Origin of the sequence: Aeromonas sp. NJAU223, assembly GCF_051125555.1 — a bacterium.
Taxonomy (GTDB): domain Bacteria; phylum Pseudomonadota; class Gammaproteobacteria; order Enterobacterales; family Aeromonadaceae; genus Aeromonas; species Aeromonas veronii_G.
In genome coordinates, this window is record NZ_CP144204.1 from 1,481,392 (window position 1) to 1,494,094 (window position 12,703).

The following is a 12,703-nucleotide window of genomic DNA, read 5'->3' on the forward strand; positions in this document are numbered from 1 at the left end:
TGGGTAGGTCGTTCGACTTAGCTCAGCCCGATGATTTCACCGTCGTCATCGATATCGATATGCCGGTAGGCAGGCAGGCTGCCAAGCCCCGGCATGGTCATGATGGGACCCGCGAGGGCGTAGACAAAACCGGCCCCTGCGCACAGGCGCACCTCCTCGATGGGCACCTCGAAATCCGTGGGCACGCCTTTGAGGGCGGGGTCGTGGCTGAGCGACAGCGGCGTCTTGGCCATGCAGACCGGCAGATGATCCCAGCCTGCCTTGGAGAGGGCCGCGAGCTGACTCTTGGCCTTGTCAGAAAGGATGACGCCACGGCCGCCATAGCCGCACTCCACCAGGGTGGCGAGCTTGGCCTCCAGGCTCATGGCATCGGGGTAGAGCAGTTGCACCTCGCTCGGCTGTGCGCTGGCGGCCATCACGGCCCTGGCGAGATCTGCCGCGCCTGCGCCGCCCCGGGTAAAGGCTTCCGACAGGGCCACGCCGCAGGCGCCCGCCCGGCGCGCCTCCTCTTCCAGCAGGGCCAGCTCGGCCGGGCTGTCACTTGGGAAGCGGTTGATGGCGACCACCACGGGCACCCCGTAGCGGCGGGCGTTTTGGATATGCCAGGCGAGGTTGGCACAGCCCTGGCGCAGGGTCGGCAGATCTTCATCCTGCAGGCTGGCCGGCAGAGGCTGGCCCGGGCGGATGTCGAGCAGGCCGCTGTTGGCTTTGAGGCTGCGCACCGTGGCGACCAGCACCACGCAGGAGGGGGTGATGCCGGACTGGCGATGCTTGATGTTGAAGAACTTCTCCAGCCCCATGTCGGAACCAAAACCCGCCTCCGTCACCACGTAGTCGGTGAGCGCCAGTGCCATGCGATCGGCGATGACCGAGGAGTTGCCGTGGGCAATGTTGGCGAAGGGGCCGGCGTGCACCAGCACCGGGGTCTGCTCCGTGGTCTGCATCAGGGTGGGTTGCAGGGCCTCCTTGAGCAGCACCGTCATGGCCCCTGCCACTTCCAGTTGTTCGGCGGTGATGGGCTGGCCGCGCAGATCCAGGGCGAGCTGGATGCGGCCGATGCGCGCACGCAGATCCTTGAGATCGCTGGCGAGCGCCAATATGGCCATCAGTTCGGAGGCGGCGGTGATGACGAAGCGATCCTGGCGCTCCACCCCATCGGCCGGACCACCCTGGCCTATGGTCAGGTGGCGAAGGGCCCGATCGTTCATGTCCAGGGTGCGGGGCCAGAGGATGTTGGCAGGGTCGATATCGAGGCGAGCCAGTCCGGTTCTGGGGGTGAACGCATCCCCCAGTGTCTGCTCGTGGAACAGGCGGGCATCCAGGGCGGCAGCAGCCAGGTTATGGGCGGCGGCGAGGGCGTGGAAGTCCCCGGTCAGGTGCAGGTTCATCTCCTCCATGGGCACCACCTGGGCATGACCGCCACCGGCGGCCCCTCCCTTGACGCCAAACACGGGCCCGAGGCTCGGCTGGCGTATGGTGGCCACGCTGGACTGGCCGATGTGGTTGAGGCCCATGGAGAGACCGAGGGTGGTCACCGTCTTGCCCTCCCCGAGGGGGGTGGGGGTGATGGCGCTCACCAGCACCAGCTTGCCTTGCCGTTTGGGGGGCTCTTTGAGCAGGGCCAGGCTGAGTTTGGCCTTGTGGTGGCCCTGGGGGTTGGCCAGATGTGGCGGGATGGCGAGACGCCGGGTCAGTTCGTCGATGTGCAGGCGGGGGGACTGGCGGGAGATCTCGATATCGCTTAGCATCAGCACCTCGTTGGCATGTCGGGTCAAAGATGCGGCGAAGTCTAGAGGAATCAACAAGGTTATCCAATGAGTAATAACATTTTATCCGGTAGTCGTGAGCGACATCTAACCCCCATACTGCTGGATCTCAACGCCCTCTATCATCCCCCCAAGCAGCCGCTCACCGCCCTTGGCATCGTCAGCGCCTTCATCCCGTTGTTCGGCTACGGCTGGCAGGCGATGACCCAGGATCCCGAGACGCACTTTCGCCACGAGCTCGGCAAGCGCATCAACAAGCACAAGACCGATGAGGCCAATCTCACCCTGACGCTGCAATTGGCGGGCATGCTGGACTGCCACTGCCTGCATATCAGCCTGCCTTATGTCCTGGGTGACGATCAGTTTGCCGCCTTGCAGCGCCGTCTGCCGCGCTGGCAGCTTCGTCTGAACGAGCAACTGCTGGTGGCCGAGCTGCCCCTGCCCGCGGACGAACAACCGACAACGCCGGCCTGATCCCTGCCTACTCCACTCTGTCCCAGTAGTGGGGGGCGAGGTAGCGTTCCTGCACGAACTCGATGAAGCAGCGCACCTTGGCGGAGACGAAGCGGCGGTGAGGGTAGAGGGCATAGAGGCCTATCTGCCCCTTGTCCCACTCGGGCAGGAGTGACACCAGCTCCCCCGAGCGCAGCGCGTCCCCGACGATGAAGGTGGGCTGCCAGATGATCCCCATGTGATTGCAGGCGGCCCGGGTCAACACCACCCCGTTGTTGGCGCGAAGGGGCCCTTGCGGGCGCACGCTGGTCTGTAGCCCATCCCGTTTGAACACCCAGTCCGGCTGGGTCAGGGTGTAGATGAGGCAGTCGTGCTGCTTGAGATCCTCGGGGGTCTTGGGGGTGCCGTGCTTGGCCAGATAGGCCGGGCTGGCACACACCTCCAGCTTCATCATGGCGAGCGGCTTGGCCACCAAGGAGGAGTCCGGCAAGTTGCCGATGCGCAGCGCCAGATCGAACCCTTCTTCTACCAGAGCCACCCGCCGATCGCTGTACTCAATTTCCAGCTTCAGCTCGGGGAAACGCTCATAGAAGAGCGGCAGGGTGGGGGAGAGGTGCAGGTAGCCAAAGTCCATGGGCACCGACAGCTTGAGGGTGCCCTGGGGCTGCTGGTTGTTGTGGGTGAGCTGGCTGTGGGTCTCTTCCAGCTCAGCCAGCAGGGCCAGTGAGCGCTGGTAGTAGAACTGGCCCGCCTCGGTGGGGTTGACCTGGCGGGTGGTGCGGGACAGCAGCCGGGTGGAGAGTGATTCCTCGAGCTGCTGCATCAGTTTGGAGGTCATGGCCACCGAGATGCCGAGCTGGTGGGCGGCCTTGGTAAAACTCTGACACTCCACCACCTTGATGAAGGTGCGCATGGCGGCTATCTGATCCATATTCCACTCTCGGTTGATAATTATTTTAATAAATCGGTGATTATCCATTCCTGTTCGGAGGTTAGCATGTCGGGTATCAATGTGAACCCCTAATTGAAGGAACGACTGGAATGAAAATGACCAAGGCCCTGCTGGCTTCCTGCCTGTTTATGACGGCGCCCCTGATGGCGGCCGATTACGATGTGGACGCGGCGCACACCACTGTCCAGTTCAAGGTGGGCCATCTGGGCTTCTCCGATCTGGTTGGCCGTTTCAACACCTTCAGCGGCACCTTCAGCATGGACGAGGCCAATCCGGCTGCGGCCAAGGCGAGCTTCGAGATCGATGCCGCCAGCGTGGACTCCAACCATGAAGCCCGTGACAAGCACCTGCGCAGCCCGGACTTCCTGGACGTGAAGCAGTACCCCAAGATGACCTTCGTCAGCTCCGGCTATGAAGGCACCAAGGACAAGGGCGTGCTCAAGGGCACCCTGACCCTGCACGGGGTCAGCAAAGAGGTGGCCTTCGATCTGGTCCATGTCGGTGAAGGCAAAGACCCTTGGGGCGGCTACCGCAGCGGCTTCAACGCCACCACCACCATCAAGCGCAGCGACTTTGGCGTGAACTACATGCTGCCCGGCATTCCTGACGAGATGGGCATCAACCTGTTCGTCGAAGGCGTGCGCAAGTAATGGGCGCAGCACTCCTGTTGCAAACCCTGGCGGCTCCCTTGGGGGCCGCTTTGCTATCCTGGCGCTGGCCACGGCTCGGCTACCTCTGGGGTGCCCTGGCCATCTGGCTGGTGGGTTGTCTGCTGGGTGGCGCCTACGGCTTGCCGGTCAAGGCGTGGCAATGGCTGCCCCTGACCCTGCTGGTGCCCGCCATCGCGGCTGAGGTTGCGGACAAGCGGGTCGCCCTGCTGCTGTTTGCGGCCCTGGGAGCCCTGGTGTGGTGGCAAGGGCTGGCGATGGTGATCGCCAGCGAGCCGCGCATCTGGCTGGCGCTGTTGCCTGCCATCGCCTGGTTTGGCTGGACGCAGCTGCGTGCCGACAGCCAGGAGGGGCTCGGCTTTGCCCTGGGCTTCGTCTGGCTGGCGCTGGTCATCGGTATCGATGGCAGCCTGCTTATCGCCCAGCTTGCGGGAGCCCTGGCGGCCTTCGCCGGTTTTCGTGCCCTGCTTGGGGTCTTCGCCGGCCTGAACAACGCCCCGGCGGCGCTGGCTCTGGCGCTTGCCTTCGTGCAGATGCTGGCCTGGCAATACGTGGAAGTGCCGCTGGTGGCTCTGTTGCCGGTCTGGTTGCTGCCGCTGCTGGAGTGGGCCCTGCGCGGCAAGCCCTGGCCAGTCCGTTGGGGTCTGCTGATCCTGGTGGCGGGAGTTGGCGCTGGGTTGAGTCTGTGGTGGGTCTGGCCCGAGGCATCACTTTATTGATTTTCGCATGAAAAACAGGCTATTACCCCTTAATTTGCATGAGAGCTCATAGTCTGCATAGATAATGATTGAGCCCCATAGTGGTTTCGGATAAAAAGGATTTTCAATTATCTGGACACACACAGAACCCGGCCTGGCCGGGTTCTGTTTGCCTGCATGCTTGCGGCACACTAAGGAGGCCACAGTTGCGCAGTCAAGGATCTGAGCATCTGTTTTTTCGCCATTTCATCGAGCAGCCGCGCCTCGAGGATCTCTGTATCCTGCTGGTGACGCACCTCTTGCCCGATCGCCCCCATTTCATTCAGGTGCTGGACCGGGTCGGGCGGGTCGGTGCCATCTTGCCCAAACCCAAGTCAGTGCATGGAGCAACCCTGAACTGGGCCCAGCAACACTACCCCGTCTTGCCCCTCAATCGCCACTGGACCTCGGATCCTGGCGAGGTGATCACCCAGATAGCCCCCCTGGTGCAACCCCATGAGCGGCTCGTCATCCTGGATATCGGTGGCTACTTCGCCAGAACCCAGCCCAGCCTGGCCGAGCACTTCGGCGATCGTTTCATCGGGGTGGTGGAGATGACCGAAAACGGCCATCAGCGCTACGAGCAGGAGCTCCTGGCCGTCCCCGTGGTGTCGGTGGCCCGCAGTCCCTTGAAGCAGGCGGAGGATATCCAGATCGGCCTGAGCGTGGTCTATTCCGCCGAATCCCTGGCCCGTACCTTGAGACGCACCTTCAACGTCTGCCAGGCCGCGTTGTTTGGTTATGGCAAGGTGGGGCGCAGCATCGCCCGCGAGTTGCGTTGCCGCAACCTGCACCTGGAGCTGGTGGAGACCGATGCCCTGCGCCAGGTGGAGGCGCTCTCCCACGGCTTCAAGCTGGTGAACAAGGCCGAGGCCCTCAGCCGGGCCGAGCTGGTGATCTGTTCCACCGGCAATGGCTCGCTGGACATCGAGGATCTGCTGGCCCTGCGCCCCGGCTCCATGCTGGCCTCGGTCACCTCGGCGGACGACGAATTTGCCTTCTGCCTCTCCCGGCTCTCCTGGCCGAGTGCCGAGGTGTGCCCTCATGTGCTGGCCCTGACCCGTCCGGATGGCAGCACCATCTTCCTGCTCAACCGGGGGGAGGCGGTCAACTTTGTCCATGGCGCCGTGATCGGCGAATATGTCTATCTGGTGTTGGCGGAGATCATCGAAGGGGTGCATCAGCTGGCGCGCCAGATGCCGCCGCCCGGGCTGTTCGAGCTGCCCCAGAGCACCATGAACACCATCGCCTGCCACTGGTTGGCAGATTTTCACGGAGTGACCCAATGACAGAACCCTCAAGCCCCCTCCTCAAGCCCCGCATCGAGATCCGCTACTGCACCCTCTGCCGCTGGATGCTGCGGGCCGCCTGGTTGGCCCAGGAGCTGCTCTCCACCTTCGACAGCGACCTCGGCGAGGTGGCACTGGTGCCGGCCAGCAAGGGGGAGTTCAAGATCCTGGTCAATGGCGTGCAGGTGTGGGACAGGGTGGTGGACGAGGGCTTCCCCGAGGCCAAGGAGATCAAGCAGCGGGTGCGGGACATCATCGCCCCCGAACGCGACCTCGGCCATGCGGATCGCAAACCGGCTACCGAGTGAACGGCGGTAAAAGGGTAAACAAAAGGGAGGCCATGCCTCCCTTTTGTATGTTTGTGGTCACTTCGGCTGTGGGGTTTATGATTTGCAGTGTTCTCAACTGCTGCCCGACGCTTGCTCGATATAGCGTGCCCGCTTGTGGGCTTTGATGCGGCTCACATCCACCCACACCAGGCCGTCGATGCAGTGGTTGAAGGCCGGGTCGGTGCCAAAATCCATGAACTGGACGCCTCCCGGCTCGCACAGCTCCGAGTACTGCTTGTAGAGGGTGGGGATGGCGCAGCCCAGGTTGTCGAGGCTGGCCTTGAGCACCTTGAGATCGGCGCCGTAATCTTGTCCCTCGAACAGGGGCGGGGTGGCTGGGTAGGGGCGCCTTGAGGGGGCAAGGGCTCCATCGGGGGCGAAGTGCTGGCGGTAGAAGCTCACCAGCAGATCCTTGGCCTGGGGCGGCAGGCTGCCGGAGAGTGACACGGGCCCGAACAGGTAACGGTAATGGGGATAGCGCGCCAGATAGGCGCCGATGCCGAACCAGAGGTAATCGAGCCCCCGTTTGCCCCAGTACGCAGGCTGGATGAAACTGCGACCGAGCTCGATGGCCTGCTCCAGCCGGGGCAGCAGCCTATCCTCGAAACCGAACAGGCTGTGGCTGTAGAGGCCGTGGAGGCCCTTGCGCGCCAGCTGCTCGGCCACCGGAATGAAACGGTAGGCACCGATTATCTCGAGGCGGGCCGGATCCCAGAGGATGAGGTGGTAGTAGTCATCGTCGAAGGCGTCGAGATCGCGCCGCCGCCCCGAGCCTTCCCCCACCGCCCGAAAGGCGATCTCCCGCAGCCGCCCGAGCTCGCGCAGGATCACCGAGTGGCTCAGTTCATGACGCCGATAGAGCCGGATCTGCTGGCCATCCGGGGTCTGCCCCAACGCCTCGCACCCGTCGATGGCCGCTTTCAGCAGGCGCCGCTCCTCCGGCAAGGCAATGGGGGCCTCGGTCAGCAGGCGGCCGGACTTGCCGCTGCCGATGCGGTAGAGGTGGCTGCGCACCAGGCGTGCCGCCGTCTTGGCGGGCAACTCGCCTAGGCTGCTGGGGGGGATCCGCTCTCCGATGGTGAGGGGGATGCGTTGCCCTTGCTGGCGAAACAGCTGCTTGACCAGCAAGAGCCCCGCCAGGTTCTTGTTGAGCCAGGAGGTGAGATAAAAGCCCGCGCCGTTGCGTCCGCCGAGGTGGATGGGCACCAGGGGGGTCAGGGTTCGTCTGGCGAGCTTGATGAAGCCCCCCTGCCAGGGGCCGTCTTTCACCCCCCTTGGACCGAGGCGGGAGACCTCCCCGGCGGGGAAGATGATGAGGGCGCCCTCACGGGCCAGGTGCTCCCCCATGGCCAGGATGGCCTGCCGGTCGGTCTTGCCGCCGAGGTTGTCCACCGGCAGCAGCAGGGGGCGCAGGGGAGGCAGCTCGGCCAGCAGCCGGTTGGCCACTATCTTCACGTCCGGCCGAACTCGGCCAATGAGTCGCAGCAGGGCCAGCCCGTCCAGGGAACCGATGGGGTGGTTTGCCACCAGGATGACCCGGCCGCTGGCGGGGATGTTCTCGAGCTCCGCCTCGCTCACCCGGTAGTCAAAATCGAGCTGCGCCAGGGCCTGCTCGATGAAGTCGAGCCCGCGCAGGTGGGGATAGTGCTCGGCAAAGCGCTGGAAGGCCTGCTCGTGCAGCAACCAGCCGAGTCCTCGCCTCAGCAAGGGGCGAAAAAGAGGCTGGCTGGTGAGTTGGGGCAGGTGCTGTTGCAGCAGGGTATCGACGTTGAACATGGGGTGGCTCCGCTGATCCTTTGCCCCAGCGTGCGCCCCTTCTGTGCCTGCCTCGTGGCAGTGAGATGACAGTTTGATGGCAGGGCGACGGGTTCGCCCTGCACGTCAGGCTGGCAGGATCAACCGCGCCAGGCGGCGGTGAGGCGGACCAGTTCCACCAGGGTGGTGACCGCTTTTTCCATGGATTGCAGCGGGATGAACTCGTGCTTGCCGTGGAAGTTGTGACCCCCCGTGAAAATATTCGGACAAGGCAGACCCATGAAGGAAAGGCGGGCACCGTCGGTGCCGCCGCGAATGGGCTTGATCTTGGGCGCCACGTCGGCGGCCTCCATGGCGGCCTTGGCGAGCGCCACTATGTGCATGTGCGGCTCAATCTGGCTACGCATGTTGCGATAGCTGTCGGTGATGGTGAGCTCGATGCGCGCCTTGGGGTTGTCCAGTTGCAAGGAGGCGACCCGCTCCTTGAGCTGTGCCTTGCGGGCGGCGAAGCTGTCGTCGTCAAAATCGCGAATGATGTAGTGCAGGCGGCTCTCTTCCACGGTGCCGCTCATCTGGGCCAGGTGGAAGAAACCCTCGTAGCCTTCCGTGCACTCCGGGGTCTGGGCGGCGGGCATGTCGGCGTGGAAACGGGCGGCCAGGGTCTGGCTGTTGATCATGCCCCCCTTGGCGGTGCCCGGGTGCACGTTGTTGCCGACAAAGCGCACCGTGGCGCTGGCGGCGTTGAAGTTCTCGTACTCCAGCTCCCCGAGTTCCCCGCCATCGACCGTATAGGCCCACTTGGCGGGGAAGCGATCCAGCGGGAACAAGTCGGCCCCCCGGCCTATCTCCTCGTCCGGGGTGAAACCGAGCCAGAGATCGCCGCGGGGGATCTCGGGGTGATTTTGCAGGTGTTCGACGGCGGTGAGGATCTCGGCGATCCCCGCCTTGTCGTCGGCGCCGAGCAGGGTCGTGCCGTCTGTGGTGATGAGATCCTGGCCGAGGTAGTTCTTCAGGAAGCGGTATTGGCGGATGGCCAGCACCTCGTCCCCCTTGCCGAGGCAGATATCCCCCCCCTGATAGTTCTCGACGATCTGGGGCACCACGAACTCGGCCTCGTAGTCGGCGGTGTCCATGTGGGCAATCAGTCCGATCGCCGGTGCCGCTGGCTGGTTGCCCGGCAGGCAGGCGGTGAGGTAGCCGTTGTCATCCAGGATCACCTGACTCAAGCCGAGCTGCTGCAGCTCTTCTTGCAGGGCGCGGGCGAAGATACGCTGCCCCTCGCTGCTTGGGCAGACGGGATTGGTCGCATCGGAGCGGGTATGGAAGGTCAGATAGCGGAGAAAACGCTCAAGCAGGGTATCCATTGGCAGGCCTCAGACTGATGATGAGGGGACATTGTGGCCAAAGCTGCCCCGCCACTTTTTGCGTCAGCGCAGTTTTTGGCGCATTTGTCGAACGGGATACGGAAATCTCCCCATAGAGGGTAGAGCGCGGGCAAACACTCAGGTTTGCATAAAAATTCCGATTTAAAAACTGAATAAGCAGCCTCGGTGTGGCCGGATATGACCGCATCCCAGCACTGGCAAGGCATCGGGAAAAACGGGCAAATCACAGGTTATTTTCAGGGCCGACGGGGAAGGGGGTCATGATGCGCTATCCCAGAGCCCGCTTGGCTGACAGCGAGATCAGGCGATGCGGATCAAACGGATTTTTTTACGCGATTTTTTATTGTCACCGGTCGCGGTAAATGTGTACACTCCGCGCCGATCCGAGGGTAACCCTGCGCAGGCGTGGCCGCCAGCACCCGGAGGATCACGCGCCTATAGGGCGAGGCACGCAGAAACGACTGACACTGCTAGGGCATGGTTTCTTTAATACCGGTTAGGCTCCGGTATCAGGGAGAACAACGGACTCTCATCATTTCGCCGACCGAGTGGGCCACTGGCTCATCATCTTCCCTTGTCATGGGCGGTCGTCGGTGTTGAGCTGGCTGTGGTGGTTGTCGTCTAACAACACGGTTGCGTGCAGATGCCTTCCCTCTCTTCCTGGACACCTCCCTCGTCGTCGTGACGGCTGCCGAATGATGAACAAGCGGCGTGGCTGATGCCCCTTGTCATCAAAGTACCGCGGTATCGCGCTAGCGTGACACCGTATACCGTTGAGCTTGATGTAAAGCCACCAGCCCCACATCAAGACTCGTTACTTCCCCAAGATCCACCAGGCAGCCCTGGCTTGCCGCGATGTGCAGATGGTCTGGATGTGATGGCAGGACCCCTTTGGTCGAGATGGCGAAGATCGCCATTGACCGCAGGCCCCTGACCGGTTCCAGCAGGCAGCTTAGGTTTGCCGCGATTTGCAATAGATGGTCTGGATGTGATTGAGGGTAACGAAGGCGGCCACCGGCCGCTCATTTGCGAGGCATAGCCCATGACTAACTGGTCCAGCAAGGACTCCTTGAAGGTCTACAACGTTCCCTACTGGGGAGCGGGTTTTTTCAATATCAATGACGCGGGTCATGTGACCGTCTCCCCCGACAAGTCTCGTCCCGAGGCGCAGATCGTGCTGTCCGATGCCATCGAACAGCTGCGCCAGTCCGGGCTGACCACCCCGGTATTGCTGCGCTTCCCCGACATCCTCAAGAGCCGGGTCGATGCGCTGTTCAACGCCTTCGGTCAGGCCATCGAGAAGTCCGCCTATGAAGGGGACTACCTGTGCGTTTACCCCATCAAGGTGAACCAGCAGCGCCGCGTCATCGAGACCATCAGTCAGTCCTACAGCGACAAGCCGAGGCTTGGGCTGGAAGCGGGCTCCAAGCCGGAGCTGTTGGCCGTGCTGTCCCATCACCATGAGCAAGGCTCGGTGATCGTCTGCAACGGCTACAAGGACCGTGAATACATCCGCCACGCCCTTCTGGGCAACCTGATGGGCCACAAGGTCTACATCGTGGTGGAAAAACCCTCCGAGCTGGAAATGGTGCTGGACGAGTCAGCTCGTCTCAACATCAAGCCCAACATCGGGGTGCGCGCCAAGCTGGCTTCCACCGGCTCCGGCATGTGGGAATCGAGCGGCGGCTCCATGTCCAAGTTCGGTCTCTCCGCCTCCCAGATCCTGGCGCTGGTTGAGCGTCTGCGCGGCCTTGGCAAGCTGGACTGCCTGCAACTGCTGCATTTCCATCTGGGTTCCCAGATAGCCAACATCCGCGACATTCAGGGCGGTATCCGCGAGTGTGGCCGTTTCTACGCCGAGCTGCGTCGCCTGGGCGTGCCCATCGACGTGGTCGATGTGGGCGGTGGCCTGGGGGTGGACTACGAGGGCACTCGCTCCCAGAGTCACTGCTCCGCGAACTACAGCCTGTCCGAGTACGCCAACAACGTGGTCTGGGGCATCGGCGATGTGTGTCGTGAGTTCGACCTGCCGCACCCGACCATCATCAGCGAGTCCGGCCGTGCCCTGACCGCTCACCACGCCGTGCTGGTCACCGATATCATCGGGGCCGAAGGGGTGGAGGTGAACGACATCAGCGAACCGGGCGACGACGCCCCCACCATCTTGCAGAACATGTGGAAGGGATGGCTGGATCTGCGCACCGAGGATCCCTCCCTGCTCGAGATCTACCACGACTCCGTGGCTGACCTTGGGGACGTGAACGCCCAGTACACCATGGGTCTTCTGAACCTCGAACAGCGTGCCTGGGCCGAGATGCTGCACCAGAACACCTGTCTGGCGCTCAAAGAGCTGCTCAACCCGGTCAACCGTAACCACCGTGCCCTGGCGGACGAGTTGAACGAGAAGCTGGCGGACAAGTGCTTCGCGAACTTCTCCCTGTTCCAGTCCCTGCCCGATGCCTGGGGCATTGGCCAGGTGTTCCCGGTGATGCCCCTTGCCGGCCTCGAGCGTCCGCTCAGCCGTCGCGGCATCCTGATGGACATCACCTGTGACTCCGACGGTCAGGTGGAGCACTACGTCGATGGCCTCGGTGTCGAAAAGACGCTGCCGATGCCGGAGTACGGCGCCAACGAAGTGTGCCACGTCGGCTTCTTCCTGGTGGGGGCCTATCAGGAGATCCTCGGCGATCTGCACAACCTGTTCGGCGATACCCACTGCGCGGAAGTGTGGCTGGACGAAGAGGGCAAGATGGACATCCGCAACGTGGTGCGCGGCGACACCGTCGACCAGCTGCTGCGTTACGTCAACATCGACCCCTCCGTCATCCGCGAGAACTACCAGCGGATCGCCTCCCACCCGGCGCTGGACGATGCGACCCGCAAGGCCCTGCTCGACGAGCTGGAGCTGGGTCTGCAAGGCTACGCCTATCTGGAAGAGGAATAAGCATCGCGCTTGTTCACCCGGGCAGTACGAGACGGGAATAAAAAACGGCGCCTTCGGGCGCCGTTTTTGTATTGGTCCGATACCTGAAATTCCGTGCCTCAGCGGGGCTGCTTGCGCCCGAAGAGGGATTTGGCCAGCACCAGCAGGAGATGGAAAAAGGCATAGATACCGTTGGCGTGGGCGTACTCCTGTGCCACATAAGTGAAGCCGGATCGGTACTTCTCGATGGCCTCGGCCGGGGTATTGGCGTAGATGAAGTCATCCTCCACCTCGAATCCCTGGGCCAGCAGGGCATGCTTTTCCTGGATGAAGGTGGGGGAGTCCGCGTCCAGATAGGTGTAGGTCTGCCGTTGGGATGCCGGCAGAGTCAGGAACTGATACTTGGCCATGTTGCCTCGCCTGAGATTGAGACGTAGAAGAGTGAT

Annotated in this window: 11 protein-coding genes; 6 read left to right on the forward strand and 5 right to left on the reverse strand. The window is 63.0% G+C overall.

The features are described 5' to 3' along the window. Nucleotides 1-17: 17 nt before the first annotated feature. Entirely contained in the window at nucleotides 18-1,748 is a 1,731-nt protein-coding gene (locus VZC39_RS06945; protein WP_349921658.1) for a formate--tetrahydrofolate ligase, read from the reverse strand. Nucleotides 1,749-1,814: 66 nt separating this feature from the next. Here VZC39_RS06945 and VZC39_RS06950 point away from each other — a divergent pair, with 66 nt between their 5' ends. Continuing rightward, complete coding sequence (locus tag VZC39_RS06950) at nucleotides 1,815-2,240, forward strand: hypothetical protein (protein WP_349921659.1); 426 nt, start codon at nucleotides 1,815-1,817, stop codon at nucleotides 2,238-2,240. A gap of 7 nt (nucleotides 2,241-2,247) precedes the next feature. Here the strand turns inward: VZC39_RS06950 and VZC39_RS06955 are convergent, their stop codons facing one another. Beyond that, complete coding sequence (locus tag VZC39_RS06955; RefSeq protein ID WP_349921660.1) at nucleotides 2,248-3,150, reverse strand: LysR family transcriptional regulator; 903 nt, start codon at nucleotides 3,148-3,150, stop codon at nucleotides 2,248-2,250. A gap of 110 nt (nucleotides 3,151-3,260) precedes the next feature. Here VZC39_RS06955 and VZC39_RS06960 point away from each other — a divergent pair, with 110 nt between their 5' ends. From VZC39_RS06960 to VZC39_RS06975, 4 genes are all read left to right on the forward strand, one after another. Next, nucleotides 3,261-3,821, forward strand: coding sequence for a YceI family protein (locus tag VZC39_RS06960; protein ID WP_349921661.1), 561 nt, complete (start codon nucleotides 3,261-3,263; stop codon nucleotides 3,819-3,821). After that, on the forward strand, nucleotides 3,821-4,558 hold the full coding sequence (locus tag VZC39_RS06965; RefSeq protein ID WP_434666934.1) for a hypothetical protein: 738 nt from the start codon (nucleotides 3,821-3,823) through the stop codon (nucleotides 4,556-4,558). The genes VZC39_RS06960 and VZC39_RS06965 overlap by 1 nt, the downstream gene beginning before the upstream one ends. Before the next feature lie 185 nt (nucleotides 4,559-4,743). Beyond that, the gene (locus VZC39_RS06970; protein ID WP_434666937.1) at nucleotides 4,744-5,865 is read left to right on the forward strand and encodes an adenosylhomocysteinase; all 1,122 of its coding nucleotides are present in this window, start codon (nucleotides 4,744-4,746) and stop codon (nucleotides 5,863-5,865) included. Further along, nucleotides 5,862-6,173 (forward strand): SelT/SelW/SelH family protein, encoded by a 312-nt coding sequence (locus VZC39_RS06975; protein WP_349921664.1) that lies wholly within the window; start codon nucleotides 5,862-5,864, stop codon nucleotides 6,171-6,173. The genes VZC39_RS06970 and VZC39_RS06975 overlap by 4 nt, the downstream gene beginning before the upstream one ends. 93 nt (nucleotides 6,174-6,266) lie before the next feature. Here the strand turns inward: VZC39_RS06975 and VZC39_RS06980 are convergent, their stop codons facing one another. Both VZC39_RS06980 and pepT read right to left on the reverse strand, forming a co-directional pair. Further along, nucleotides 6,267-7,970 carry a lysophospholipid acyltransferase family protein gene (locus tag VZC39_RS06980; RefSeq protein ID WP_434666940.1) on the reverse strand — a complete coding sequence of 568 codons (1,704 nt, stop codon included), beginning with the start codon at nucleotides 7,968-7,970 and terminating at the stop codon, nucleotides 6,267-6,269. A gap of 119 nt (nucleotides 7,971-8,089) precedes the next feature. Then, complete coding sequence (gene pepT, locus VZC39_RS06985) at nucleotides 8,090-9,313, reverse strand: peptidase T (RefSeq protein WP_434666943.1); 1,224 nt, start codon at nucleotides 9,311-9,313, stop codon at nucleotides 8,090-8,092. A 1,063-nt stretch (nucleotides 9,314-10,376) separates the two neighbouring features. Between pepT and speA the strand changes: the two genes are divergently transcribed. Then, nucleotides 10,377-12,278, forward strand: coding sequence for a biosynthetic arginine decarboxylase (gene speA / locus VZC39_RS06990; RefSeq protein ID WP_349921667.1), 1,902 nt, complete (start codon nucleotides 10,377-10,379; stop codon nucleotides 12,276-12,278). A gap of 98 nt (nucleotides 12,279-12,376) precedes the next feature. Here speA and VZC39_RS06995 read toward each other — a convergent pair whose 3' ends face one another. Beyond that, nucleotides 12,377-12,667, reverse strand: a complete 291-nt coding sequence (locus VZC39_RS06995) for a hypothetical protein (RefSeq protein ID WP_434666946.1) — start codon at nucleotides 12,665-12,667, stop codon at nucleotides 12,377-12,379. Nucleotides 12,668-12,703: the final 36 nt, after the last annotated feature.